This window comes from Streptomyces sp. NPDC001544, from assembly GCF_042894285.1.
Taxonomy (GTDB): Bacteria; Actinomycetota; Actinomycetes; order Streptomycetales; family Streptomycetaceae; genus Streptomyces.
The window spans coordinates 440,605-464,160 of record NZ_JBIAVN010000005.1; the positions used below are offsets into that span (position 1 = coordinate 440,605).

Annotated in this window: 23 protein-coding genes; 9 read left to right on the plus strand and 14 right to left on the minus strand. The window is 71.5% G+C overall.

Features of this window, described 5'->3' with window-relative positions; all coding sequences use genetic code 11:
• The first annotated feature begins 23 nt into the window (after window positions 1-23).
• Window positions 24-572 carry a hypothetical protein gene (locus ACFY0F_RS17110; protein WP_388793990.1) on the plus strand — a complete coding sequence of 183 codons (549 nt, stop codon included), beginning with the start codon at window positions 24-26 and terminating at the stop codon, window positions 570-572.
• A 66-nt stretch (window positions 573-638) separates the two neighbouring features.
• Here the strand turns inward: ACFY0F_RS17110 and ACFY0F_RS17115 are convergent, their stop codons facing one another.
• Both ACFY0F_RS17115 and ACFY0F_RS17120 read right to left on the minus strand, forming a co-directional pair.
• Window positions 639-3,257 (minus strand): alpha-L-arabinofuranosidase C-terminal domain-containing protein, encoded by a 2,619-nt coding sequence (locus tag ACFY0F_RS17115; protein WP_388793993.1) that lies wholly within the window; start codon window positions 3,255-3,257, stop codon window positions 639-641.
• Between the two features lie 341 nt (window positions 3,258-3,598).
• Complete coding sequence (locus ACFY0F_RS17120) at window positions 3,599-4,183, minus strand: TerD family protein (RefSeq protein ID WP_388793995.1); 585 nt, start codon at window positions 4,181-4,183, stop codon at window positions 3,599-3,601.
• Between the two features lie 525 nt (window positions 4,184-4,708).
• On the opposite strand from ACFY0F_RS17120, the gene ACFY0F_RS17125 reads away from it, so the two are divergent.
• From ACFY0F_RS17125 to ACFY0F_RS17135, 3 genes are all read left to right on the plus strand, one after another.
• The gene (locus ACFY0F_RS17125) at window positions 4,709-5,008 is read left to right on the plus strand and encodes a DUF4328 domain-containing protein (RefSeq protein WP_388793998.1); all 300 of its coding nucleotides are present in this window, start codon (window positions 4,709-4,711) and stop codon (window positions 5,006-5,008) included.
• A gap of 250 nt (window positions 5,009-5,258) precedes the next feature.
• Complete coding sequence (locus ACFY0F_RS17130) at window positions 5,259-5,462, plus strand: cold-shock protein (protein ID WP_016578941.1); 204 nt, start codon at window positions 5,259-5,261, stop codon at window positions 5,460-5,462.
• An 87-nt stretch (window positions 5,463-5,549) separates the two neighbouring features.
• Window positions 5,550-7,262 carry a DEAD/DEAH box helicase gene (locus tag ACFY0F_RS17135; protein WP_388794000.1) on the plus strand — a complete coding sequence of 571 codons (1,713 nt, stop codon included), beginning with the start codon at window positions 5,550-5,552 and terminating at the stop codon, window positions 7,260-7,262.
• Here ACFY0F_RS17135 and ACFY0F_RS17140 read toward each other — a convergent pair.
• The 6 genes from ACFY0F_RS17140 to ACFY0F_RS17165 form a co-directional block, all read right to left on the minus strand.
• The gene (locus tag ACFY0F_RS17140) at window positions 7,241-8,668 is read right to left on the minus strand and encodes a glycosyltransferase family 39 protein (RefSeq protein WP_388794003.1); all 1,428 of its coding nucleotides are present in this window, start codon (window positions 8,666-8,668) and stop codon (window positions 7,241-7,243) included. The two genes, ACFY0F_RS17135 and ACFY0F_RS17140, sit on opposite strands and share 22 nt — an antisense overlap.
• 192 nt (window positions 8,669-8,860) lie before the next feature.
• Window positions 8,861-10,159, minus strand: coding sequence for a phosphatase PAP2 family protein (locus ACFY0F_RS17145; RefSeq protein WP_388794006.1), 1,299 nt, complete (start codon window positions 10,157-10,159; stop codon window positions 8,861-8,863).
• Between the two features lie 354 nt (window positions 10,160-10,513).
• A complete protein-coding gene (gene tatA / locus ACFY0F_RS17150) occupies window positions 10,514-10,729 on the minus strand; it encodes a Sec-independent protein translocase subunit TatA (RefSeq protein ID WP_388794106.1) in 216 nt (71 codons plus the stop codon).
• A 129-nt stretch (window positions 10,730-10,858) separates the two neighbouring features.
• Window positions 10,859-12,574 carry an LCP family protein gene (locus ACFY0F_RS17155; RefSeq protein ID WP_388794009.1) on the minus strand — a complete coding sequence of 572 codons (1,716 nt, stop codon included), beginning with the start codon at window positions 12,572-12,574 and terminating at the stop codon, window positions 10,859-10,861.
• Between the two features lie 266 nt (window positions 12,575-12,840).
• Window positions 12,841-13,002: a hypothetical protein gene (locus ACFY0F_RS17160; protein ID WP_388794012.1), complete on the minus strand. Its 162-nt coding sequence runs from the start codon at window positions 13,000-13,002 to the stop codon at window positions 12,841-12,843.
• A gap of 52 nt (window positions 13,003-13,054) precedes the next feature.
• Window positions 13,055-13,468 carry an ArsR/SmtB family transcription factor gene (locus ACFY0F_RS17165; protein ID WP_388794014.1) on the minus strand — a complete coding sequence of 138 codons (414 nt, stop codon included), beginning with the start codon at window positions 13,466-13,468 and terminating at the stop codon, window positions 13,055-13,057.
• 241 nt (window positions 13,469-13,709) lie between these two features.
• On the opposite strand from ACFY0F_RS17165, the gene ACFY0F_RS17170 reads away from it, so the two are divergent.
• Together ACFY0F_RS17170 and ACFY0F_RS17175 are read left to right on the plus strand one after the other, a co-directional pair.
• Window positions 13,710-14,198, plus strand: a complete 489-nt coding sequence (locus ACFY0F_RS17170; protein ID WP_388794017.1) for a MarR family winged helix-turn-helix transcriptional regulator — start codon at window positions 13,710-13,712, stop codon at window positions 14,196-14,198.
• On the plus strand, window positions 14,195-14,641 hold the full coding sequence (locus tag ACFY0F_RS17175) for a MarR family winged helix-turn-helix transcriptional regulator (protein ID WP_388794020.1): 447 nt from the start codon (window positions 14,195-14,197) through the stop codon (window positions 14,639-14,641). Before ACFY0F_RS17170 ends, ACFY0F_RS17175 begins: the two co-directional genes overlap by 4 nt.
• A 90-nt stretch (window positions 14,642-14,731) precedes the next feature.
• Here ACFY0F_RS17175 and ACFY0F_RS17180 read toward each other — a convergent pair whose 3' ends face one another.
• A complete protein-coding gene (locus tag ACFY0F_RS17180) occupies window positions 14,732-16,135 on the minus strand; it encodes a PepSY-associated TM helix domain-containing protein (protein WP_388794023.1) in 1,404 nt (467 codons plus the stop codon).
• Window positions 16,136-16,267: 132 nt separating this feature from the next.
• On the opposite strand from ACFY0F_RS17180, the gene ACFY0F_RS17185 reads away from it, so the two are divergent.
• Window positions 16,268-16,912, plus strand: coding sequence for a peptide deformylase (locus ACFY0F_RS17185; RefSeq protein WP_388794026.1), 645 nt, complete (start codon window positions 16,268-16,270; stop codon window positions 16,910-16,912).
• Between the two features lie 202 nt (window positions 16,913-17,114).
• Here the strand turns inward: ACFY0F_RS17185 and ACFY0F_RS17190 are convergent, their stop codons facing one another.
• Window positions 17,115-18,545 carry a dihydrolipoyl dehydrogenase family protein gene (locus ACFY0F_RS17190; protein ID WP_388794029.1) on the minus strand — a complete coding sequence of 477 codons (1,431 nt, stop codon included), beginning with the start codon at window positions 18,543-18,545 and terminating at the stop codon, window positions 17,115-17,117.
• Between the two features lie 119 nt (window positions 18,546-18,664).
• Here ACFY0F_RS17190 and trxA point away from each other — a divergent pair, with 119 nt between their 5' ends.
• The gene (trxA, locus tag ACFY0F_RS17195; RefSeq protein ID WP_388794032.1) at window positions 18,665-19,045 is read left to right on the plus strand and encodes a thioredoxin; all 381 of its coding nucleotides are present in this window, start codon (window positions 18,665-18,667) and stop codon (window positions 19,043-19,045) included.
• Window positions 19,046-19,102: 57 nt separating this feature from the next.
• On the opposite strand, the gene ACFY0F_RS17200 is transcribed toward trxA, so the two are convergent.
• The 3 genes from ACFY0F_RS17200 to ACFY0F_RS17210 all read right to left on the minus strand — a co-directional run bounded on the left by ACFY0F_RS17200 (window position 19,103) and on the right by ACFY0F_RS17210 (window position 22,435).
• The gene (locus ACFY0F_RS17200) at window positions 19,103-20,548 is read right to left on the minus strand and encodes a benzaldehyde dehydrogenase (protein WP_388794035.1); all 1,446 of its coding nucleotides are present in this window, start codon (window positions 20,546-20,548) and stop codon (window positions 19,103-19,105) included.
• Window positions 20,549-20,639: 91 nt separating this feature from the next.
• A complete protein-coding gene (locus ACFY0F_RS17205; RefSeq protein WP_388794109.1) occupies window positions 20,640-21,686 on the minus strand; it encodes a LacI family DNA-binding transcriptional regulator in 1,047 nt (348 codons plus the stop codon).
• 68 nt (window positions 21,687-21,754) lie between these two features.
• Window positions 21,755-22,435, minus strand: a complete 681-nt coding sequence (locus ACFY0F_RS17210) for a TetR/AcrR family transcriptional regulator (RefSeq protein ID WP_388794038.1) — start codon at window positions 22,433-22,435, stop codon at window positions 21,755-21,757.
• 105 nt (window positions 22,436-22,540) lie between these two features.
• Between ACFY0F_RS17210 and ACFY0F_RS17215 the strand changes: the two genes are divergently transcribed.
• Window positions 22,541-23,098 (plus strand): NADPH-dependent FMN reductase, encoded by a 558-nt coding sequence (locus ACFY0F_RS17215; protein WP_388794041.1) that lies wholly within the window; start codon window positions 22,541-22,543, stop codon window positions 23,096-23,098.
• Window positions 23,099-23,182: 84 nt separating this feature from the next.
• Here ACFY0F_RS17215 and ACFY0F_RS17220 read toward each other — a convergent pair.
• The coding region (locus ACFY0F_RS17220) for a transposase (protein WP_388794043.1) at window positions 23,183-23,556 on the minus strand (374 nt) is incomplete at its 5' end.

Sequence of the window (23,556 nt, forward strand, 5' to 3'; positions counted from 1 at the left end):
GCTGCCGGCAGAAACAGGCGGAGATGAGTGAGCGAAGCGATCCCACTGCCCCCACCGACATGACGGCCGACGTACTCGCACCGGACCGCTCCACGCTGCGCCGTCGTCGACGGCGGGTGCTCTGGCAGCTCGGCCTGTGCGTGGCCGCGCTCGTCCCCTGGACCGCCTACCTTGCGGTGTCGCTGCCGGATCGGTTCGAAGCCCGGTACTGGCCCATGGTCTGGGTGGGCTTCGACGTGATGCTGCTCGCGTCACTGGCCGCGGCGGGCGCCGCGGTGTGGCTGAGACGGCAGGCCATGGTCCCGCTGTCGTACGTGGCGGCCACGCTCCTCGTCTGCGACGCCTGGTTCGACATATCCCTGAGCTGGGGGCAGGACGATGTGTGGGCGAGCGTCGCCTCGGCCGTGCTGGTGGAGCTGCCCCTCGCCGTCCTGTTCCTCGTGCGGGCCCGACGGGTGCTGAAGCTGTCCGCCCGACTGGCCTGGCAGCGACTCGGCCTGCCGGGAGAGCCCCCGCCGCTGCACAGGATGCCACTGTTCGTCACCCTCGCGCAGGACGCCCGGGACGGCTGACCCGCCGCTGACCGCCCCGGACGCCAACCACCCGACGCCCCGTGCGGGGCGTCGGGTGGTTGGCGATCAGGTCAGGACGAGTTCCAGCACGGTGACCGAGAGCGGCGGCACCGTGCTGGTGAAGGACGCTGCCGCGCCGGTGACGCGGCTCGTCCTGGGCACCAGCGTGTCGGGTTCCGTCAGCGTGTTGGTGGCGGCGCGTGAGGGGCCGGTCAGGATCGTCGCGGTGGCCTGCCTCTTGACGCCCTTGGCCAGCCCCTTCAGTTCGACCGGTACGTTCAGCTTCTCGGTCCCGCAGTTGACGACCGCGAGGTAGAGGCGGTTCCCGGAGCGGGTCGCCACGGTCGCGAGGCCGGGCAGCGCCCGTGCGGTGGCCGGCAGCACGGTTGTGCCGAGCCTGCTCGTCAGCATCTGCTGCGCCCAGTAGCTGGGCGACACATAACTGGTGAGGTTGTCGTAGGCGATCAGGTTGGTGGCCCAGACGTTGTTCTTCACGTGCGAGAAGAGTGGCGCGTAGCACTCCATGAGGACCTGGTCCGAGTTGCGGATCAGCCCGGCCAGCCAAGCGGCGTCGCCCAGCGCGGCGTTGAGGTCGGGTGTGGGGCGGCCCTCCTGCGCGGCCCACTCTCCGACGAACACCTTCGTCGAACCACGGTCCCGGTTGTCGTACTTGTGGGTGGAGGCCTGGGCGGCGGACGGCGCGAGGTAGTAGTGCTCGTCGATCAGATCCGGCGTGCGGCTCGTCACGGACGTCGTGGCGATCAGCTTCAGATGCGGGTACTTCGCCTTGATCGCGTCGTGGAAGGCCGCGAACCGCTCGTCGTACGACCCCGAGGAGTCGAACCAGTCCTCGTTGCCGATCTCGACGAACTCCAGCGGGAACGGCTCCGGGTGTCCGTCGGCGGCACGTCGTGCACCCCAGGTGCTGGTGGCAGGGCCGGTGACGTACTCGATCTCGTCGAGTGCGTCCTGGACGAACGGCGTGAGCGCGTCGCCGGTGACGTGTTCGCCCTTGAGCGAGTATCCGGCGTACACGGCCAGGACCGGCTGGGCGTGCATGTCCTCGGCCCATTGCAGGTATTCGAGGAGGCCGAGGCCGTCCGTGGACCAGTAGCCCCAGGCGTCGTCCATGTGGCCGGGGCGCTCCCAGACGGGACCGATGGTCTGCTTCCAGTTGAAGCGTGTCGCGACGGTGTTGCCCTCGAGGAAGTTTCCGCCGGGGAAGCGCAGGAACTTCGGCCCCAGCGCGACCAGTTTCTCCATCAGGTCGACGCGCAGGCCGTTGGGCCGGTGGTGGTAGGTGGGCGGGAACAGGGACACGTGCTGGAGCCACAGCGTCTCGCCCGCGGCGGCCGGGTCGGCGGTGGTGACGGTCAGCCTCGCGTCACCGGCCACGGGGGTGCGTGAACCGGTGCGCAGGGTCAGCTCGAACGGGCGGTCGCGGAAGGAGGTGCCGATGTGGGACACGTGGGCGGACGCGTACACCGTCGCGCCGTCCGCCGACTCGATGGCCACCGTGAGCGGGCCGAGGCGCCGCGACGCCTTGGCGAACAGCCGGGCGGTGTAGGCGGTTCTGGGCCGCACCGGTATGCCCCAGAAGCCGTCGTTGGCGACGCCCGCCCGGTGTCCCGCCCCTGTGCCGCTCGGCAGCACGACCTTGAGGGAACGATTCAGCGCGGTGTTGAGCGGCGTGCTGGTGTCGAGTGCGAGGGTCGTTCCGCCGACGGCCGACCAGTGGACGGGCGTGCTGTCGTCCGCCATCATCGAGCGGTTCTGCACGAGTTCGGCGTAGAGACCGCCCTCGCCGGAGTGGTTGATGTCCTCGAACATCAAACCGGGGAGGATGGGGGACACGGCGTGCGCGGGGTTGGCGACGTCGACGCTGAGCAGCGGCGTCGTGGACTCCACCGGGACCCCGGCCAGCGCCGCGACCTGGTCGGAGGTGAGGACGGACGGGAACATCCACACGTCGTCGATCAGGCCGTGCCACTGGTCGACGTGCCCACCGCCGTAGAGCGCGCGGCCGATGGCGGTGTCGCCGCTGCCGGCCCAGCCCGCGGTGTAGGCGGTCTCCCCCTCCAGTACGCCGTTGACGTAGAGACGGATGACTCCGGCGGTCGGGTCGCTGACGCCGGTCAGGTGCGTCCAGGTGTCGGTGCTGGGCGCTGAGGCGGCGGCCGCCACCGCGGCACCCTGGGTGGCGTCCGAGTCGAGCCGGGCGAAGGCGAAGGTGCCGGTGTCGTCCCGCAGCCCCAGGTAGAAGGAGCTGACGACCTTGCCGTCGACACTGACGGCGGTCTGGTAGCCGCCGAGTTGAGCGAGGTTGACCCAGACGCCCACCGAGAACCCCTTGGAGGTGTCGAGGGCCGGCCCGGAGGCCGTGGCGTTGCCGCCCGCCTTGAGGTTGAGACTGTGGGCGCCGACCTTGCCGGTGTCCCACCCGGCCGCGCCCTGGAGCGTCACGGTGCGACCGTTGCCGGAGGAGTCGGCGGCAAGGGTGCCGGAGCCCTCGTCGAAGGTCCAGTGGGCGGCTGCGGCGGGGAGGTTCCCGGCGGTGGTGCTCGCGGTCGCGCCGGTCGGTTCGGCGGCCCCGGCCGGGGCGGCGGCGGCGAAGGTCCCGGCGAGGGAGACGGCGCTGAGGGCGGTGAGGACGGTTCTGCGGGGCACTCCGGCTTCTGAGGGCATGCGGCTCATTCCTTTGTGACGGACCGTTGCGTTGCGTACGGCCGGAGCAGGGCAGCCTGCCGAAGCCGTCAACTGACCCGTTCGAAATCCCGTACAATGATCGGCACTTCGAGCAGCACGGATCTTAAGGTGCCGACGCGGCCCGTCAACACCCCTCGTACGGCAATGCTTCTTCAGGGGCGGAGGGCGTGGAACGAGGACCTGGACGACCGTCGCGCCGGTACTGCCCGGTACGGGACACCGCGCTCACAGCAGGGTTGTCCAGGACCTCGCCGGTCCCACCGTGCTTGCCATCCGCGCCGCGCGTCCCTGCGCCACGCGAGACGGACGACGCGGACGCGCTACTTGCTGATCGCGAAACGCATCAAGGCGTGCTCGTCGCCCTGCTTGATCTTCCCGGTCACGTTGATCACTTCCAGCTTCCATGCGTCTCCCACCCGCACGGCCTTCGCCACGGCGCAGCCGTTGTCCTGGGTGAGCAGGCTGGGCCAGATGTCGGCGACCTGCTGAGAGCTGCCGCCGGTCGCGTCGTACACCTTGAAGCTGATGTTGCGCGCCTTCTGGAAGGAGCTGCCCTTCTTGAAGGCGGCGGCGACGAAGACGATCGAAGTGACGTTGCCCGGCAGGCGCGCGAACTCCACGGTCACCGTCTCGTCGTCCCCGTCCCCGCGCCCGGTCTGGTTGTCGCCGCTGTGCACGAGTGAGCCGTTGCCCATGGGGTCGAGGGAGTCCAGACCGGCCAGGCGCACCGGGTCCGCACCCTGCATGGCGATGGCGATCAAGTCCAGGTCGGTTCCTGCCTTTCGGCGGAGCACGCCCATGATGCCGCCACTGGCACCCCCCGTGGGATCCCAGGACACTCCGATCGACAGATGGGTCACTCCATCCAGGTCCGCAGGGCCGTCTTCCTTAGTGAGCGTGATCATGCTTGGTTCATCCTTGGTGAAGGGACTGCGACAGGGAGAGTGTGCCGGTGATCGCCGCTGCTCCAACGGGCGGGGTGAGTGTTGCGCCGTCAGACCGCCTCCGGACAGAGGGCCCTGACAGTTGCTCCCCCGACACGGCCAAGGCTCCGGGATCAGACCATATGATCGCTCCGCCCTGGTGCCCCGCCGTGACCGCCCACGCCTCCGCGACAGGCCACAAGACGATGACGAGTGCCGCCCGCAAAGCTCCCCGTATCCTTGCCCGCTCCGCGCAGGCGGCGATAGCGGCGGCCGCCGTGGCGGACGTCTTCCGCGCGGTGGCCGTCCGGAACGACTACCTGCACCACACGGATGCGTCCCTGCACGAGTCGGGCCTCGTCTCCATGCTCTTCGTCGATCTGATGACTCTCCCGACCGTGCTGTTCCTCGTGTGGCTCGACCGTTGCCGGCACAACGCCCAGGAGCTGTCCCCCCCAGGCCTCGGTCCCGAGCAGGGGTCGGACGATCGGCGCGTGGTTCGTACCCGTGGTCAACTTCTACGCCCCCCGCCAGGTCGTCCTCGACATCGGGCGGGCGAGCTCCGGCGCGTGGGGGGAGCGGCGAGACACGACACTGGTGAATCTGTGGTGGGCCGCCTGGGTCACGCACGCGCTGGTGGTCGTGGCAAGCCGCCTGGCCCCGGAGCCGATGGCCCTCCTCGTGGTGGCAGAGGCTCTCATGATCGCGGCGGCCGTGCCGGCGGCACTCGTCGTCGAGCGCGTCACGGCGTTGCAGAACGCCGCACTCCGTGCCACCGTCGCCGGTGCCTCTCCGGCCAAGGCGTGAGGCCGTTGAAGCCGCGGGGAAGGGTGCGACGACCGGGTGCCGGAGGGGTGCTGACACGGTGCCGGCATGGCGCCCCGCCGACGCGCGCCTCGATTGTCCGGCACCGACCGCCGAGCTGTGCTACGGTCTCGTTGTTGCAGTTGTGGTACCCATATACTTATGTGCGCCTGACGGGAATGCTTCTCCTAGGGCGCATTATTTGTTTTCCGGCATCTCCGGATGGGCCCTCTGCCTACAGAAGGAGAAAGTCATGGCACAGGGAACCGTCAAGTGGTTCAACGCCGAAAAGGGTTTCGGCTTCATCCAGCAGGACGGCGGCGGCCCCGACGTCTTCGCCCACTACTCGAACATCCAGTCGCAGGGCTTCCGTGAGCTCCAGGAGGGCCAGCGGGTCTCCTTCGACGTCACGCAGGGCCAGAAGGGCCCGCAGGCGGAGAACATCGTCCCCGCCTGAGCGCCGGACGCGTATCGACGCACCGGGGTCCGCACCGCCATGGTGCGGACCCCGGTTCGTGCTGTTTCCAGGAAGGCAGACAACCGCATGTCCCGCAGGCCCCAGAAACCGAACCGACGCGCCTCGTCACCCCCACCGTCCGCGTCGTCGTCGAGGGAGTTCAAGCTGCCGGAAAGCACGACACCCGGGCTCCCCGCCGTAGAGGAGTTCGCCGCTCTGGGCATGCCCGCGGGGCTGCTGAAGACCCTCACCGCGCAGGGCGTGACCACCCCCTTCCCCATCCAGGCCGCCACCCTGCCCAACTCCCTCGCCGGCCGTGACCTGCTGGGCCGGGGACGCACCGGCTCCGGCAAGACCCTCGCGTTCGGGCTGGCGCTCCTGGCCCGCACGGCCGGGCTGCGGGCGGAGCCCAGGGCACCCCTCGCCCTGGTGCTGGTGCCCACGCGGGAACTCGCCCAGCAGGTGACCGACGCGCTGACCCCGTACGCGACGGCGGTCAACCTCCGGATGGCCACCGTGGTCGGCGGACTGTCCATCACCAAGCAGGCCGGTGCGCTCCGGCGCGGCGCGGAGGTGGTCGTGGCGAGCCCCGGCAGGCTCAACGACCTCGTGGAACGCGGCGACTGCGTGCTCGACGACGTACGCATCACGGTGCTGGACGAAGCCGACCAGATGACCGACATGGGCTTCCTGCCGCAGATCACCAAGCTGATCCAGCAGGTACGGCCCGACGGGCAGCGCATGCTCTTCTCGGCCACCCTGGACCGCAACATCGACCGTCTGGTGCAGCGGTTCCTGACCGACCCCGTGGTGCACTCCGTGGACCCGTCCGCGGGAGCGGTGACCACCATGGAGCACCATGTGCTCCACGTCCAGGACGAGACCGACAAGAAGGCCGTCACCACCCGCATCGCGGCCCGTGACGGCCGGGTCATCCTCTTCCTCGACACCAAGAGGTCGGCCGACCGGCTCGCCAAGCGGCTCCTGGCCGTCGGTGTCCGCGCGGCGGCGCTGCACGGAGGTCGTTCCCAGCCGCAGCGCAACCGCACGCTGGAGCAGTTCAAGAACGGTCAGGTCACCGCGCTGGTGGCGACGAACGTCGCGGCCCGGGGCATACACATCGACGACCTGGATCTCGTCGTGAACGTCGATCCCCCGGCCGACCACAAGGACTACCTCCACCGGGGCGGCCGCACGGCCCGCGCGGGCGGCTCCGGCAGCGTGGTCACGCTGGTCCTGCCGGACCAGAAACGGGACGTCACCCGGCTCATGTCGGACGCGGGCATCCGTCCTCGGGCGGCCCGCGTCGGTTCGAGCGACGCGGAACTGGCCGCCATCACCGGCGCCCGGGAGCCGTCCGGCGTGCCCGTCACCATCGAGGTCCCCCAGCCGGCGACACCGGCGGCATCCCGCCCGGACGGGAAGGCGGACGCCAAGCCGGGCAGGCGGGCCGGCCGCCGGAGCCGGAACGGCGGAGGGGCCAAAGCGGCGACCGGTGCCGGCGCCAGGACGGGGGGCCGGAGCTCCGAACGCCGGGCCGCGGCCGGGACGACGGCGTCCGCCGGCACCTCGGCGACCGGGGGGCGCGGTTCTGCCCGCCGCGCGGGTTCCGGCGGTTCCCCCGGTAGCGCCGCCGGAACGGGCGGGCGCGGTTCCGGCCGCCAGTCCGGGGCCGGGGCTGCGACCGGCGCCGCCTCCGGCAAGGCGGTCCGCGGATCCGGCCGGCGGGCCGCGTCGGGCGGGGCCTCCGCCCGGGGCGGGGCCGAGCGCGGGGCCGTTCAGCCCGGACGGCGTTCGTAGACCACGACCTTGCGCCCTGCTCCGCTCCTTTCGAGGCAGCGGACGAAGTGGGTGCGCAGGACCCGCTGTTTGGTCCGGTCTCGGGCCGTGGTCAGGGGCACCGCGCTGTCGTCGGTGACGACCACGATGCGGCGTGCGGTCAGCATGGCGTCCGCTATCTGCCGCGGGGTGCCCTCCACACCGTTCAGGGTGCCGGACCCCAGCGGGCTCTCGGCGAGTGCCACGTCGTCGGCCCCGGTGAACGCGGCAGGCGAGACCAGGGCGGTGTCACGGCGCGCCGCGGGGATGAACAACACCGCGTCACCCGGTTCACGGACCGTGGCGACGTTCCGGGCCGTGGACAGCACGTCGTCGATCCGTCCGCTCGCGCCGCGCAGTGACACCTCGACGGGCAGCAGCCCGAGAAAGGCGAGAACCGTGACCGCGGCGATGGTGCGGCGGGGTGGGGTCCGGACGCGAGACGCGAGTGCGTGGCACGCGGCGCCGATGAGCAGGGCGAGTCCGACCTGGCTGAACAGGACGTAGCGGGCCTGGTAGACGGGGCGGACCGTGGAGACGGCGGTCAGCAGGAGCGGCGGGACGACGAGGAGCGGCAGGGCCAGCGTGGTGAGCGTGGGCCGGGCGCCGCGCGGCCCGCCACCGGCCGTTCCGGGTCGCGCGAGCCATGCGCACAGCCCACCTGCCGGCAGTGTCAGTAAGAGGCCGAGCAGCGTGCCCGGTCCGGTCGGAGGGATCCAGGCGATCTGCTCCGCCTGTGCCCGGCTCGCCACGACAAGGGGCACCGCGCCCAGCACGGCGGCGCACGCCGCGAGTGCCCATCGCACGACCGTCGCGCGCGGCGGGCCGGCGAGGACCATGGTCAGCGCGTGCGCGCACAGCACCATGAGGGAGAACCAGTTGAGGAGCGCGGCCGCCAGCACGGCCGTGCCGTACGCCGCCCAGCGGCCTGTGCCCGGGCTGTCGATCGCCGCTACGAGCAGCCGGCAGGACAGTGCCACACAGGCGGTCACCAGAGCGTACGGGCGTCCCTCCTGCGCGTACTGCTGTACCGCGGGGAGAAGAGCGAACGCCAGGCCCGCGGCCAGTCCTGTGCAGCGGCCGGCCAGTCGGGAACCCAGCAGGGTGACCACGACAGCGGCGCCTGCCATGGCCAGGACGGAAGGCAGTCGCAGGGAGTAGAGGCTGTCTCCGAAGACCGTGAAAACGATGTGCATCAGGAGGTAGTAGAGGCCGTGGACCACGTCGATCCGGCCCAGCAGGTGCCAGATCTCGGGGACGGTCCTGTGGGTCGCCTCCCACGTCGCCGCCTCGTCGCGCCACATGCTGTTCCCCCGCGTGAGCCCCCACGTGCCGAGGACGAGCGTGAGGGCCGCTGGTGGAACCACGATGAACGGTGCTCTGGGCATGACGAAGCTCCGGATGGGCGCGGAAGGGGGCGACCAGAAGCACAGTCGGCCCGCAGGCCGTTTCCGATCACATGCAACGCTAGGCGTTGGAATGATCTTGTGCGTCACCCGTCGCTACGACGCCGGAGCTCCGTCGCAAGTACTACTGCCCTGCCGGCATGGGCAGTTGGGTCTACGCCTTGAGTGCCCTTCTCAGACCGGTTCGGGTTGAGTCTCCCGCTGCCGTACTGGCGCGAGGCGCGGCTCCCACGACCTGGTGGTCCGTATGAAGCCGTGGATCACCGAGGCCATCGCCAGAAGGAGAAGCGGGCCGGACAGCCACGGTTGTCCCGCCATCTCCACGGGCAGGTAGCGGTACGCCAGCAGGAGCGCGGCGAAGACCGTCGTGCCGTGCGCGACCAGCCGGAGCCCGGCCCGGTCCCAGCCGCGGTCGAACGAGCGGAGCGCTGCCTCGATGGTGAGCGCGAACACGACCCCGGCGACCAGATCCGCGCCGTAGTGGTAGCCGAATCCCAGTGTCGCGGTGAGGGTGGCGATCAGCCAGAACGCACCCGCGAACCGCAGGAACCTCGGGCCCTTGCGGGTGTGGAGGAAGATCGCGGTGGCCCACGCGGTGTGCAGGCTGGGCATGCAGTTGCGCGGGGTGATCTCGTCGTAGGGCATGGGGTGCGGGGTGTGGATCGGCGGCGGCGTGTGGGGCCACAGGTCGGCCACCGCCCACTGCACCCCGCCGGTGCCGGAGGCGCCCGGGCCGTAGGCGAAGACTGGTCCGACCATCGGGAAGAGCATGTAGATGCCCGGCCCGAGAAGGCCGATCACCAGGAAGGTCCGCACCAGATGGTGACGCGGGAAGCGGCGCTCGGCCGCCACGTCGCGCAGTTGGTACAGCGCGACGACGACCGCGGCCACCGCGAGCTGACCGTAGACCAGGTGGAGGAGAAGGGGGCCGATCGGGTCGGTGGCCCCGACGATCCGGCCTGCCAGCCACGACGGGTTGCCCAGCGCGTGATCGGCGGCCGCCACGTACTGGTCGAGCACCATCGGTCGCGTCCTGGACGTGATGAGCAGCCAGGTGTCACCGATCTTGCGGCCGGTCACCAGCAGCAGGCCCAGCCCGACGCCCTTCAGCAGCAGGACCCGTTCCTGACCGGTGCGGCGGGTGACGGCGATGAACGCACAGCCCAGCATCACCCACAACGCCCCGTTGCCGAAGGGATGACTGCCGCTCGTCCTGGCGCCGACCGCCCACCGCACCAGCACGAAGACGGCGTCGATGCCGATCGCGGCAGCGACCGCGATGAACCGTTGCCGCCAGGTGAGCACCACCAGCATCAAGGCCATGCCGCCGTACAGCGGCCCGGGTTTGGGAGCTAAGATCACCTCTCTCGCCTGATTGGTGATCGGCCCCGGCTGGCCGCAGTAGCGACGTGCGACGATCTCCAGCGCGATGAGGACTCCGAGCGCCGCCACACCCGCTGTGACCCAGAACATCGCTCGCGGCTGTCGCCATGCGGCCCACCCGTTTGTGCCGTTTATTCGTGAAAACACCCGTGATGCTCCAGACATCCATCGTTCTCGGATTCCGCCATCAGGGTGGTGCGAGCGGCATGGCGGAACGCTCGGAACGGGCGATGGGTCGTCGCCCGTCCTGAGCCCTGCTTGAGCGCCCCTGAAATGTCCGCGTGGAGACGACCGGCACCGTGGACCGGGAAACCAGGTGGAGGCCGCGCCGCCCGGTGTGCGCGGCAGCGTTGTACGTCTGACGCGGGGAGCACACCGTCGCCGACGAGCGTCTCAGGTACGGCTTCGACATCGCCGGCCTCCGACCGGCGGGGCGGGCGGGTCTCAGCGAGCCGTCCGGGCCTCGACCGCGCTCTCGGTGGGGGTGGTGGAGGGGCGAGCGGTGCCGTCGTCCTTCATGGCCTTGGCCTCGCTCTTGAGGATGCGCATGGACTTGCCCAGACCGCGGGCGGCCTCGGGCAGCTTCTTGGAGCCGAACAGCAGGATCATGACGATGGCCACGATCAGCAGGTGCCAGGGTTCCAGCCCGTTGCGGAGCATCCCGCCCACCCCTTCTTCATGCTTCACGCCGACGGCGGTGTGGGCCAGACGTGCCACACCTACCGCCATGATTGCGACATCGCGCAACTGTACAACCCTGTGCCGGGCCGGTCGCCCCCGGCCGTCCTGTCAGCTGTCGGAGTCGGGCCTGTTCCTCGCGGCCGCGTACGCCTGGGACGGGGTCATGGGGACGCCGTTCAGTGAGACGGTCTTGTACGGGCTGACCTTGGCGCAGGTCTTGGCCTGGTCGGCGGTCTGGGCGTGGGCGCCTCCGACCGCGGCCTTCGCGTCGGCCGGAGCGGACGACGACGCTCCGCCCGGGTAACGCGTGCCGCTCGGCCAGTCGCTGCCGACCACCAGGGTCAGGCCCGTGCCGGTGCCCTGCTCGAGGTGCGAGGCGGGCAGGCCGAGTGCCTTGGCGACCGTCTGCGCCTGTGCCTTCTGGCCGGTGCCGTAGGTCAGGGTCGTGGTCGTGGCGGGGCTCGGCGCGTTGGCGGTGGTCGTGCCGGAGTTGAATCCCTGGTCGGTGAGGGCGGTGGCGACGGCGGAGGCGCGGCCGGTGAGGGGGGTGCCGTTCTCCACCGTCACGGCGAGCTGTGAGGCGGGTACGGCCGGGGCGGCGGCCGTCGCTTCGGCGGTCGCGGAGGCGGCCGAGGACTTCTTGCCGGAACCGGTCGTCAGTGACTGGTCGTCGGCCATGGTGGCGAAGAGGGTCTTGGCCCCTGGGCCCACCACCACACGTTCCTTGTTGGTCGGGTCGGGGGCCGTCTGCATCGTCGTGAAGGTCATGCGCTTGGTGGGGACCTTGTTCACGTCGGCGGCGAGCGATATCAGCTTCTTGACGCTGTCGAGGCCGTCGTCCACGGTCAGTGCCTTGGTCGCGGCGTCGGCGAGATCGTAGACGGCGGCCGGGTCGGTGAGCGTGCCCGCGCTCTTGAACTTGCGGATCATCGCGCTGAGGAAGATGTGCTGGGAGACCGTACGGCCCAGGTCGCTGCCGTCGCCGAAACCGTGCCGGGAGCGTACGAACTCCAGTGCCGCGACGCCCTTGAGGGTGTGGTTGCCCTTGGACAGCTTCAGATGCGAGTAGGTGTCGTAGACGTCGTCGCTGACGCACACGGAGACACCGCCGACCGCGTCGGACATCTTCACCACGCCGGAGAAGTCCAGCTTGACGAAGTGGTCGATGGGGATGCCGGTGAGCTGGTGCACGGTGGCGACCTGGCAGGCCGGACCGTACTCCAGCGCGCTGTTGATCTGTCCGTAGTAGCCGGGCGTGGACTGGCCGGTCGCACTGTCCTGGCAGGCGGGAACCTTGGTCATGGTGTCCCGGGGGATGCTCATCACCGTGGCGTTGGAGCGGTCGGCGGATATGTGCACCACCATCTCCACATCCGCGTTGCTGCCCGTCTGGACGCCGGTCTTCGAACAGCCGCCGCCGAGCTTGCAGTCCGCCTTGCTGGTCCGGCCGTCCGATCCCATGACCAGGATGTTGATCGGTGTACGCCCGAACGCGTCCGCCTTCTCGGTTCCGCCCTTGCCGTCCAGCGACACGCTGTTGATGTTGCCGTTCAGATGCTCGTAGAACCACCAGCCTGCACCGGCGGTGACCATGACGAGGGCGGACAGGGTGACCGCGGCCGTCTTCAGGAACCGCCTGCCGCGTCCCACCGGACGGGTCCCGCGCCGCGACCTGGAGCCGACGCTCGAGCGGGAGGCCGCCCTGGCCGCGGCCCTGCCCCCCGGCGGGCGCATGCCGTCGGCCCGGGACCCGGGGCCCCCGGGCAACCGGGCGGTGCGGCTGCGTGTGCCCTGACCGGCCGGGCCGTCCCACGGGTCGCTCATTTACCACTCCCATGAACGGTCGGGCCCGTCAGGCCGGGCCGTCGGGGGCGGCCGGGCATGCGCGGCGGTGTACGGACGAGCGAGGCGCCGCCCCGCTCAGTTGCGTGATTGCGCAATCTAACAAACAGGGGCCCCGAGCAGCACGTTTCACACCCGATTCACAGCTGGAGCATCGCATGCGCCTGGGACAGGACGCGTCCCGGTGCGGGCCCGGTGTGGTGGCAGCGTACGTGATCGGGCTCCTCGGAGGGCGGCGGTGCCCGCGCTCAGGAACCGGCCGAGGAGGTCCGCGGGGAGACGGGCGCCTGCACTGGAGGCGACGTGCCGCCCTGCGGGGTGTTGGCAGCACGCACGATGACGTACAGCGCCAACGCGAGGACCAACAGGGGAATCCAGCGCCGGCGCTTTCGCGCCCCGGAATCGGACATGACTCGTCTCCCTGCCCCCAGGTCCGCCCAACCCCCTTGTACCGCAGGGTGCCTAAGACCTGTGTGAGGGGGCGCCGGCCCGGGTGTCTCCGGGGCTCACCGGCCGAGCGGCGATCCCGCGCAGCCGGTGAACCGGGGCGGCGGCGTGCTGGGAGCGCGCGGTCAGCTGACCGACCATCACCCGTACCAGCGTCAGGACGCCGGGATCGTCTATGTAATAGACCTGGCGCCGGCCCTCGCGTCGCGAGCGGACCAGACCGGCGAGCTTCAGCTTGGCGAGGTGCTGGCTGACCGCGGGCAGCGCGCCGCCCACCCGGTCGGCAAGATGCGTGACATCGCTCTCGCCCTGGGACAGCGCCCACATCAGGTGCAGCCGTGCGGAAGAGGCGAGCAGCCCGAACGCGGCAGCGGCGGCCGCCAGCACCTCGGCGGGCGGATCCTCCAAGCCACTGGCGTCGTCCGTCACATCCCTCTCCTGTTCCGCCCTGATCACTGTGGCCGCACGTGTGCCCACCCATAGTAGGCGCGGAGTCCCGGCGGCCGGCGGCTCAGTCCGCGCATCGGGCGCGGCTGCTCCCCTGTGCGGCACCGAATCGATCCGTACGATTCAGCCGCGACGTACGGGGCCGGTTTCTGCGGACAGGGACAACGGCGCGCGGCCGAGCGGATAGTAGCCATGTACATAATAGCCATGTACTGTATGCGCCATGAGCAAGGGTTCCGAAGGAGCCACGCCCGGTTTTCTGGTGTGGCGCCTGTCCATGAAGTGGCGGGTCGCGGTCGACCGGGCGGTGGCCCCGCTGGGTCTCACCCATGCCCAGTACTCGCTGCTGGCGTCGTTGTACGGCATGCATCGCTCGGGACTGCGGCCCAGCCAGCGCGAGCTGGCCGATCACACCGGTCTGGAACCGCTGTACGTGTCCAAACTGGCGCGCTCCCTGGAGTCCGCGGGACTGCTGGAACGCACCAGGGACCCCCGGGATCCACGCGCGGTGCGGCTCGCCCTCACCGGGCAGGGACGCGAGGTCACCGGGCGGGCCATCACGGTCGTCCAGGGACTGCTGCGTCAGCTGCTGGAGCCGCTCGGCGGGCTCGACAGCGCACGGGCCCGTGAGTTCACCCGCGACCTGGCGACCCTGCTCGACGCACCGCTTGATCCCTTCACCGCGAACGGCAATGAGACGGAGCAGTCATGACCACCACCACACCCCTTGTCGACGGCCGCGTCATCGGCCTCGCCCACTACGCCTCGCGCGCCGTCCTCGAACGCGTTCTGGCGCCCCACGGGGTCACGTTCCAGCAGTTCGTCACCCTGCGGCTCGCCACCGTCGCGGACGGACCGATGCGGACGGACGACCTCGTCGACGGGGTCGTCACCACCGTGAAGGCGGGCCCGGCGGATGTGCGCGGCACGGTGGAGGAACTGGTCGACGCCGGGCTGCTGGCCCCCGAGGAGCCGTTGCGCATACGGGTCACCGACGCCGGACGGGAGCTGTACGCCAAGGGCTCCGCCGAGACCACGGCCGTCGCCACCAGGCTCTACGCCGGCATCCCCGAAGCGGACCGGGCCGCCGCGGGACGCGTGCTCAGCCTGGTCACCGAACGGGCGAACGCGGAACTGGCCGCCCTCGACGGGTGACGCATCACCGTTCGGGGCCGGGTTCCAGCACCGGACCGGGCCCTGTCACCGGCGGCACGGTCCGGCCAACCCCTGGCGCGCCAGGCCACTTCACGTCGGGGCGCTCCCGTACGTCCGGCGTCCTCGACGGTGCGCGATCTCGCCGAGGACGATGTCCGCGGCCAGGAAGGCGGCCAGTGGTATGCCGAGCAGCGGGACGAACCAGCCGAGCACCGTGATCACCGCCAGCGCCGGGACCAGGAGGTACGGGGGCACCTGCGCCCAGGCGCCGCGCGGTATCGGGCGGCCGAAGGCCGAGCCCCGGCCGCGCTGCCACCACATGCGGTAGCCCCACAGGATCAGCAGGATCAGGGCGAGCGCGAGCAGCGCGAGGGCGATCTGGTTGACGATCCCGAACAGGGTGCCGGTGTGCAGGTCGATGCCCCAGCGGGTCAGCTTGGCGAGCACCGGATGGTCGTCGAACCGCACCACGTCGGTGACGCGGCCGGTGGCCGGGTCGACGGCGACGGCGTCCTGCTTCTCGGGCCAGCTGCGCTGGATCTGCTTGACGACGTAGGCCGAACCCGCGTCCGCGGGCGGGACGATCTCGACCGGGTCGGTGAGGCCCTTCCCCCGCGCCGCGGCGAGCACCTTGTCGAGGCCGACGCCGTGCCCGGCGTCCCCTCCGGAGGCGGTGGCCGTGCCGTGGCCGGCGTGTTCACCGCCGGCCGTCGCCGACACCGAGGGGGTGGCCTGGCCCAGGGAGGTGCGCAGCTCGTCGATGTTGGCACCGGCGTAGGCCGACCAGGTCAGACCGGTCGCCGACAGGAAGAAGAATCCGGCCGCCGCCCAGACACCGACGGTGCCGTGCAGGCCGAGGGTGCGGCGCCGCCCGCTGGTGCCGCGCACCCTGCGCAGGGCGCGGCGCCGGGAGAACCACAGCACGAGCCCGCCGCCGGAGACCACCCACAGCCAGCTCGCCGCGAACTCGCTGTAGAGACGGCCGGTGTCGCCGAGGTGCAGATCGCGGTGGAGTTCGTCGATCCAGGTGCGCAGCGGCAGCGCGCCGGTCGAGCCGTACTGTTCGAGCGCGCCGCGCACCTCGCCGGTGTAGGGGTCGACGAAGACGGCGAGGGTGTGGCCGTCGCCGACGCCCTCGACGCCGGACAGCAGCACCCTGGTGGTCGCGCCCGCCTCCGGCGAGGGGCGCACGGCGGAGACCGTGCCCTCCGGGTGGGCCTTGCGCGCGGCGGTCACCTGCTGGGAGACCGGCAGCTTGGTCCTGCCGACCGGGACGGTCGTCTCGTGTGCGTACAGGATCTTCTCCGCCTGGAACGAGCCGGCGTACAGCAGGCCGGTCACGGCCGCGACGAGCAGGAACGGCGCGACCAGCACGCCCGCGTAGAAGTGCAGACGCAGGACCAGGGGACGGAGCGGGGCCGCGCGCCCTGGGGAGGGGGCCGGGGCGGGGTGTCGGGGGGCCTCGTCCTTGGCGGGCGAGGGAGCGGTGGACATCGGCAGGGCTCTCCGGGGTTCGTTCTCTCACTGTCGGTGGTCCAGTAGTCGGGGCGGCTGACGCGCAGGTTCCCCATGTCCGCAGTGGCGTGCGTCACGCGGGCCGGGCGGTGGGCGTGCGATCCTGACGGGATGGCATCTCCCTCCGGTGGTACGTCCCTTGCCGAGCGGGTAGAGGAACTCCTCGCCGCCGACGGCCCGTTGCCGATCGTGGCGGCCGGTGACCCGGTGCTGCGGCGCCGCGCCGAGCCGTTCGATGGCCAGTTGGGGCCCGCGCTGCTGGAGCGCTTCGTCCGGGCGCTGCGTCTGACCATGCAGACGGCCCCGGGGGTGGGGCTCGCCGCGCCGCAGGTCGGGGTGGGGCTGCGGATCGCGGTCATCGAGGACCCGGCGCCGGTGCCGGAGGAGATCCGGCTGGCTCGTGGCCGGGTGCCGCAGCCGTTCCGGGTGCTGGTCAATCCCTCGTACGAGGGCGTCGGCAGCGGCAGGGCCGTGTTCTTCGAGGGCTGTCTGAGCGTGCCGGGCTGGCAGGCGGTGGTGGCCCGGCACGCCGAGGTGCGGCTGCGGGGGGAGGACGAGCACGGGCGGATGCTCGACGAGGTCTTCACGGGCTGGCCCGCGCGGATCGTGCAGCACGAGACGGACCATCTCGACGGCACGCTGTACCTGGACCGGGCTGAGCTGCGGTCTCTGTCGTCGAACGAGGCGATGGCGCTGCGCTGGCCTCAGCCGACGCCTGAGCGTGCCGCGCGGGAGCTGGGGTTCGAGCTGCCGTAGGCGGTCCGGGCCGCTGGGGGCTCCGCCCCCGGCACCCCGGCCTGTGCCCACCCACCACCCGCCGTTCAGGCCGAAGGGGGGTCCAGGGGGCGCAGCCCCCTGGCGGGGCCGAAGGGGCGGAGCCCCTGGGGACGGGAAGGGTAGGGGCGGCGGGGGCGAGACGACCCGGGGGTTCGCGCCGGCGCCGCCCCGCGTGGTGAACTCAGCCCCGGTACGCCTCCAGCAACCGCAGCCACACCTCGCTCAGGGTCGGATACGACGGCACGGCGTGCCACAGGCGGCTGACGGGGACCTGGCCGGCGACCGCGATGGTCGCCGAGTGGATGAGTTCGCCGACGCCCGGGCCGACGAAGGTGACGCCGCGCAGGATCTCGGCCTCGAGGTCGACGACCATGCGGGCGCGGCCGCGGTAGCCGTCGCCGTACAGGCCCGCCCCGGCGACCGAGGAGAACTCGACGTCGACGGCCCGGACCCGGTGCCCGGCCTGCTCCGCCTCGGCGAGCGAGAGGCCGACCGCGGCGGCCTCGGGGTCGGTGAAGACGACCTGCGGTACGGCGTGGTGGTCGGCGGTGGCGGCGTGGGCGCCCCAGGGTTCGGAGTCCGGAACGGTCCCGCCGGAGGCACGGGCGGCGATGGCGGCGCCGGCGATGCGGGCCTGGTACTTGCCCTGGTGGGTGAGGAGGGCTCGGTGGTTGACGTCGCCCACGGCGTACAGCCAGTCGCTGCCGTTCACACGCAGGCTGTCGTCGACGTCCAGCCAGGAGCCCGGCTCCAGTCCGACGGTGTCGAGGCCGATGTCGTCGGTGCGCGGAGCGCGGCCGGTGGCGAAGAGGATCTCGTCGGCCTCGATACGGTCGCCGGAGCCGGTGACGGCCACGACGGTGCCGTTCTCCCGGGTCACCGACTCCACGGACGTGCCGGTGCGCACGTCGACGCCCGCCCGGGTGAGCGACTCGGCGACCAGTTCACCGGCGAACGGCTCCATGCGGGACAGCAGGCCCTTGCCGCGGACCAGGACGGTGACCTGCGAGCCGAGGGCCTGCCAGGCGGTGGCCATCTCGGTGGCGACGACACCGCCGCCGACCACGATCAGCCGGCCCGGCGCGGACTTCCCGCTGGTGGCCTCCCGGCTGGTCCACGGCTTCACCTCGGCGAGCCCGGGCAGGTCCGGCAGTCCGGCACGGGTACCGGTGCACACGGCGACGGCGTGCCGGGCGGTGAGGGTCGTGAGCCCGCCGCCGGGACCGGTCACGGTCACCGTGCGGGCCCCGGCGAGCCTGCCGTGGCCCCGGTAGAGGTCGGCGCCGACGCCGTCCAGCCAGCCGACCTGGCCGTCGTCCTTCCAGTGCGAGGTGTACTCGTCCCGCCGGGCGAGCACCGCGGCGGCGTCGAGCGGCCCCTGGACGGCCTGGCTCAGGCCGGGCAGGCGGCGGGCGTCGGCGTGGGCGATCACCGGGCGCAGCAGGGCCTTGCTGGGCATGCACGCCCAGTAGGAGCACTCGCCGCCGACCAGCTCGCTCTCCACGACCGCGGTGGTCAGCCCCGCCGCCCGCGTGCGGTCGGCGACGTTCTCCCCCACCGGGCCGGCACCGAGCACCACGACGTCGTAAGCGATGGATTCCGTTTCCGTCATGGGCACAGTCTGGTCGGTGGTGTGCCGGGGGGCCACATGGGTAGGCGGCCGGAATATGTACTCAGAGGGCCGTGTTTTGCCCACGGCTTTTGCCCCCATGTCGAGGAAGAGGTAGACGCATGAGCAGCACCGTGGAGCTCACCAAGGAGAACTTCGACCAGACGGTCACGGACAACGAGTTCGTCCTGATCGACTTCTGGGCGTCCTGGTGCGGGCCGTGCCGTCAGTTCGCGCCCGTGTACGAGAAGGCGGCCGAGGAGAACCCCGACCTGGTCTTCGGCAAGGTGGACACCGAGGCCCAGCCGGAGCTGGCCCAGGCCTTCGGCATCCAGTCGATCCCGACCCTGATGATCGTCCGTGACCAGGTCGCCGTGTTCGCCCAGCCGGGCGCGCTGCCCGAGTCCGCCCTGACGGACGTCATCGGGCAGGCCCGCAACCTGGACATGGACGAGGTCCGCAAGAGCATCGCCGCCCAGCAGGGTGAGGCCCAGGGCGAGTAGCCCCGGGCGGGATGCGAACATCCCTTGATTCGGAACATCCCTGAATGCGGAACATCCCTAGAAGGGGTACGCCGCCACGTCCCCGCGCACCGTCGTCCAGCGCACCTCGGTGAAGGCCTCCAGGTTGGCCTCGCCGCCGAAGCGGGCGCCGGTGCCGGAGGCGGCGATCCCGCCGAAGGGGGCCACGGCTTCGTCGTTGACCGTCTGGTCGTTGATGTGGACGATGCCGGTCGGAATGCGCTCGGCCAGGTCCAGGCCGCGGGCGGTGTCCCTGGTGACGATGCCGAGGGAGAGCCCGTAGGGGCTGTCGGCCGCCAGGGCGGCCGCCTCGTCGGCGGTCCGGAAGGAGCGTACGGGCGCGACGGGGCCGAACACCTCCTCGGCGTACGCGGGGGTGTCGTCGTCGACGCCGGACAGGACGGTCGGCCGGTAGAAGAGCCGGTCGTGGACACCGCCCGCGGCGAGTTTCGCGCCGCGGGCGGTGCTCGTCTCCACCAGGCCGCGGATCTTGGCGAGTTGCCCCTCGTCGATGACCGGGCCCAGGTGCACCTGGTCGCGGTGCGGGTCGCCGACCGCGAGGGAGTCGGCCTTGGCGGCGAGCCGTTCGACGTACTCCTCGTAGAGGGAGGCGTGCACCAGGTGGCGGCCGGTCGTCATGCAGATCTGCCCCTGGTGGAAGAACGAGCCCCAGGCGGCCGTGGAGATCACCGCGTCGAGGTCGGCGTCCTCCAGCACGACCAGGGCGGAGTTGCCGCCCAGTTCGAGGTGCGCGCGCTTGAGGTGGCGGCCGGCCGCCTCACCGACGGCGCGGCCGGCCGCGGTCGACCCGGTGAAGGAGACGACCGGCACGCGCGGGTCCTCGACGAGGGCGCCGCCGACCTCGGCCCCGCCCGGCAGTATCTGCAGCAGATCCTCGGGCAGGCCCGCCTCGGCGAAGACGGCCGCGAGGGCGAGACCGCCGCAGACCGCGGTGCGCGGATCCGGCTTGAGCACGACCGCGTTGCCCAGGGCGAGGGCCGGGGCGACCGAGCGTATGGAGAGGATCAGCGGGGCGTTGAAGGGGGAGATCACGCCGACCACCCCGGCGGGAACCCGGCGGGTGTACGACAGCCGGGGCGCCTCGCTGGGCAGGATCTGTCCGGCGGGACGGGAGGCGAGGGCGGCGGCCTCGTAGCACTCCTGGGCGGCGACGTGGAGCTCGAAGTCCGCCTTGTCGGGTATGGATCCGGACTCGCGGACGATCCACTCGCGCAGTTCGTCGGCGTGCGCGGTGAACAGGTCACCGGCCTTGCGCAGCACCTGTGCGCGGACGAAGTGGGGGGCGCGGGCCCATTCCCGCTGGGCGGCGCCGGCGACCCGTGCGGCCGTCCGGACGTCCGCGGGAGCGGCGAGGGCGACGGCGGCGAGCGAGTCGCCGGTGGCGGGCTCGGTGACGGCGTACTGGGGTCCGGTCAGGGGGCGGGAAGTGCGGGACTGCCAAGTCTTCGGGTCGAGCAACGGCATGGCGGCTCTCCGTTCACCGGAAGTGCATTTGGTTGAGCGAGCAACATCCTAGGCAACCGGAAGGCGCGACAGGCTTCCTGCGGCCGGACGATCAGCTGGAGTCCCGCTGCACCACGGACGCCCCGAGCACCTTGTGGGTCTCGGGCGCGGCGGAGGGGTCGCGCACCGCGCGGTCGACCAGTTCGGCGAGGTCGCGGCCGGAGGGCAGCTCGACGTGGACCGTGCTGAGCCGGGGCCGCAGCAGACGGCCGAGCATCAGGTCGTCGGCGCCGATCACGGCCGTCTCCTCGGGGATCCGGACGCCTTCGTCCTGCAGGGCGCGCATCAGCAGCATCGCGTACTCGTCGTTGTACGCGAACACCGCGTCGAGCTCCAGCGCCCGCCACCTCCGGGCGAGTTGTGCGGCGGCCTCCTCGTCATGGGCGAGCGGGAGCCCGGTGACCGTGGCGTCCGTGTCGCGCAGGGCCCGTCGTACGCCCTCCAGCCGGGGCCGGGAGAAGACCTCCAGGCCCGATTCCTCGGGGACGACGACGCCGACGCGTCGCCGGCCGCGGGCATGGAGGTGGGCACCCGCGCAGTGGCCGACGCCGGCGTGGTCCATCAGCAGCGCGTGGGCGCCCTCGACCCGTTCGGGACCGAGGGTGACCACCGCGCGGGCACCGGCCCGCTTGAGGACGGCGACCCCCTCGGGGCCGAGGCCGGCGCCGGGCACCAGGACGGCGACGGGCCGCAGTTCGGCCCAGGCCCGGGCGGCCTCGTCACCGTGCAGCCCGACGCTGCCGTACTGCACGACCGTGTAGTCGAGACGGCCGAGGGCCCACTGCAGTTCGCTGATGAACTGGCCGTAGAGCGGCCCCACGGGCACGGCCGGGGCCGGCATGAGCACCATGCGGCTGTGCCCGGCGCGCAGGCTGCGGGCCGCCGCGTGGGGCACGTAGCCCAGCTCCTTCGCGGCCTGGCGGACACGGCGGCGCGTCGGCTCGCTGATCCGTACGGCGCTGGTGTTGTTCAGGACGTAGGAGACGGTCGCGCGCGAGACGCCGGCCAGGCGGGCCACATCGGCACTCGTGGGAACGGAGCGCGGTGCGGGCGACCCGGGCGAGGGCGAGTTGGGTATCTGCACCATGACGTACCGCATCTTGGCAGAAGCCCCGGGGCGCACGACGGGCGGGGGAATGTGGTTCACCGTTGGACGAACCTGGTCGGTCAGCGGGGTGGCGCGGCGCCCGTCACACGGTCGACGAGGTCGGTCCAGCCGGCCTCCAGGCGCTCCATGGGCATCTCGCACTGCCTGATCAGATGACTGATCAGCGCCGGGTCGAGATACGCCAGCAGGGTCAGGGAGAGCAGCTCGCAGTCGGCGTCCGGCTGGATCTGCCGCAGCAGCATCACGACGTGCGCGCGCAGCGCCCTGAGTGCGGGGTGGGAGAATCGGCGGGTCGGTTCCGGCTGGGCGGCCAACTGCAGGTCCAGTCGCTCGGCCGAGTGGCGGAGCACCGCGACGCCGAACGCCCTCAGCCGCTCGAGCGGCGGCGCACCGGGGCCCAGCGGCGGCGGCCCGCCGAGGAAATCGGCCTGCAGCTGCCTTGCCGAGTGGTCCAGCAGTGCCAGCAGCAGCCCGGTGCGGTCGCCGAAACGGCGGAAGACCGTGCCCTTGCCCACCTGGGCCGCCGCGGCCACCGCCTCCATCGTGACCCCGGCGACGCCCTGCTCCGCGATCAGCCGGGCCGCGGCCTGGAGCAGCTTGGCGCGGTTGCGGGCGGCGTCGGCGCGCAGGCACGGCTCGTCGGGAGCTGAGCCGACCTCCAGCAGCCGGGGCTCGTCGAGGGGCTCCTGGAGATCGGGGAAGGGCGGCAGGGCGCTGGACATGAAGACAGCGTAAAGCATCCGGAACAAAACTGGACCGCGGTCCGCTTAGGGTGGTAGAAAGTTAAACGGACCTCGGTCCGGATCGTAACGACGATGTTTCAGCCCCACCCTTGGAGTACCGCAATGTCTGTTCGCATCCTTGCGCTCGTCGGCAGCCTCCGCGCCGGTTCGCACAACCGCCAGCTCGCCGAGGCCGCCGTCAAGCTGGCTCCGGAGGGTGCCGAGGTCGTCCTGTACGAGGGCCTGGCCGACATCCCCTTCTACAACGAGGACCTCGACGTCGAGGGCGGCGTCCCGGCCGCCGCCGCCAGGCTGCGTGAGGCCGCCCGGGCCGCCGACGCGTTCCTGCTCTTCTCCCCCGAGTACAACGGCACCATCACGGCCGTCCTGAAGAACGCCATCGACTGGCTGTCCCGCCCGTACGGCGCCGGCGCCTTCGGCGGCAAGCCCGTCGCCGTGGTCGGCACCGCCTTCGGCCAGTACGGCGGCGTGTGGGCGCAGGACGAGGCCCGCAAGGCCGTGGGCATCGCCGGCGGCAAGGTGGTCGAGGACATCAAGCTGTCCATCCCCGGCTCCGTCACCCGCTTCGCCGAGACCCACCCGGTCGACGACTCCGAGGTCGCCGCCCAGCTCACCGAGGTCGTCGCGCGTCTGCACGGCACCGTGGGCGTGGCCGCCTGATCCCGGTCGCAGCACTCCTGAGGGGCCGGAAGCCGTACGGGACGCTGTTGGCTTAATCCCCGGCCCTGATGCTTCGCCCCGTCGTTATGCGGCGGGGCGAAGTGCTGCCAGTGGGCTGGTGCGGGTCCGGGCGCGTGGCTTGTCGCTGAGCCAGGCGTTGATGCGGATGAGGTTGATCGCGGCGCCGGTGAGCTGGTGCTGGAGGCTGGTCTTGGCGAGTCCGCGGTAGCGGGATCTGCGCAAGCCGCAGGCTTGCACTCCTTGGGAGATGGTTCCTTCGACCCCGGCACGGATCTTGTAGCGATCCTTCCACTCGTCGGTCGCCTGTAGCTGCCGGGCCTGGTGGAGGGCTTCGTACTCGTCCCGGGGCCGCAGGGTGATCTCCCTGCGTTGGGCTTTGGGCGAGCTGACGCAGTCCCGGAGACTGGGGCAGGTACGGCAGTCGGCGGGCGAGAACC

What these genes read in the sequence shown, in the direction of transcription:
- ACFY0F_RS17110 (WP_388793990.1), top strand. Translation starts at nt 24, where the DNA reads ATGAGTGAGCGAAGCGATCCCACTGCCCCCACCGACATGACGGCCGAC.
- ACFY0F_RS17115 (WP_388793993.1), bottom strand. Translation starts at nt 3,257, where the DNA reads ATGCCCTCAGAAGCCGGAGTGCCCCGCAGAACCGTCCTCACCGCCCTC.
- ACFY0F_RS17120 (WP_388793995.1), bottom strand. Translation starts at nt 4,183, where the DNA reads ATGATCACGCTCACTAAGGAAGACGGCCCTGCGGACCTGGATGGAGTG.
- ACFY0F_RS17130 (WP_016578941.1), top strand. Translation starts at nt 5,259, where the DNA reads ATGGCACAGGGAACCGTCAAGTGGTTCAACGCCGAAAAGGGTTTCGGC.
- ACFY0F_RS17135 (WP_388794000.1), top strand. Translation starts at nt 5,550, where the DNA reads ATGTCCCGCAGGCCCCAGAAACCGAACCGACGCGCCTCGTCACCCCCA.
- ACFY0F_RS17140 (WP_388794003.1), bottom strand. Translation starts at nt 8,668, where the DNA reads ATGCCCAGAGCACCGTTCATCGTGGTTCCACCAGCGGCCCTCACGCTC.
- ACFY0F_RS17145 (WP_388794006.1), bottom strand. Translation starts at nt 10,159, where the DNA reads ATGTTCTGGGTCACAGCGGGTGTGGCGGCGCTCGGAGTCCTCATCGCG.
- tatA (WP_388794106.1), bottom strand. Translation starts at nt 10,729, where the DNA reads ATGCTCCGCAACGGGCTGGAACCCTGGCACCTGCTGATCGTGGCCATC.
- ACFY0F_RS17155 (WP_388794009.1), bottom strand. Translation starts at nt 12,574, where the DNA reads ATGAGCGACCCGTGGGACGGCCCGGCCGGTCAGGGCACACGCAGCCGC.
- ACFY0F_RS17160 (WP_388794012.1), bottom strand. Translation starts at nt 13,002, where the DNA reads ATGTCCGATTCCGGGGCGCGAAAGCGCCGGCGCTGGATTCCCCTGTTG.
- ACFY0F_RS17170 (WP_388794017.1), top strand. Translation starts at nt 13,710, where the DNA reads ATGAGCAAGGGTTCCGAAGGAGCCACGCCCGGTTTTCTGGTGTGGCGC.
- ACFY0F_RS17175 (WP_388794020.1), top strand. Translation starts at nt 14,195, where the DNA reads ATGACCACCACCACACCCCTTGTCGACGGCCGCGTCATCGGCCTCGCC.
- ACFY0F_RS17180 (WP_388794023.1), bottom strand. Translation starts at nt 16,135, where the DNA reads ATGTCCACCGCTCCCTCGCCCGCCAAGGACGAGGCCCCCCGACACCCC.
- ACFY0F_RS17185 (WP_388794026.1), top strand. Translation starts at nt 16,268, where the DNA reads ATGGCATCTCCCTCCGGTGGTACGTCCCTTGCCGAGCGGGTAGAGGAA.
- ACFY0F_RS17190 (WP_388794029.1), bottom strand. Translation starts at nt 18,545, where the DNA reads ATGACGGAAACGGAATCCATCGCTTACGACGTCGTGGTGCTCGGTGCC.
- trxA (WP_388794032.1), top strand. Translation starts at nt 18,665, where the DNA reads ATGAGCAGCACCGTGGAGCTCACCAAGGAGAACTTCGACCAGACGGTC.
- ACFY0F_RS17200 (WP_388794035.1), bottom strand. Translation starts at nt 20,548, where the DNA reads ATGCCGTTGCTCGACCCGAAGACTTGGCAGTCCCGCACTTCCCGCCCC.
- ACFY0F_RS17205 (WP_388794109.1), bottom strand. Translation starts at nt 21,686, where the DNA reads ATGCGGTACGTCATGGTGCAGATACCCAACTCGCCCTCGCCCGGGTCG.
- ACFY0F_RS17210 (WP_388794038.1), bottom strand. Translation starts at nt 22,435, where the DNA reads ATGCTTTACGCTGTCTTCATGTCCAGCGCCCTGCCGCCCTTCCCCGAT.
- ACFY0F_RS17215 (WP_388794041.1), top strand. Translation starts at nt 22,541, where the DNA reads ATGTCTGTTCGCATCCTTGCGCTCGTCGGCAGCCTCCGCGCCGGTTCG.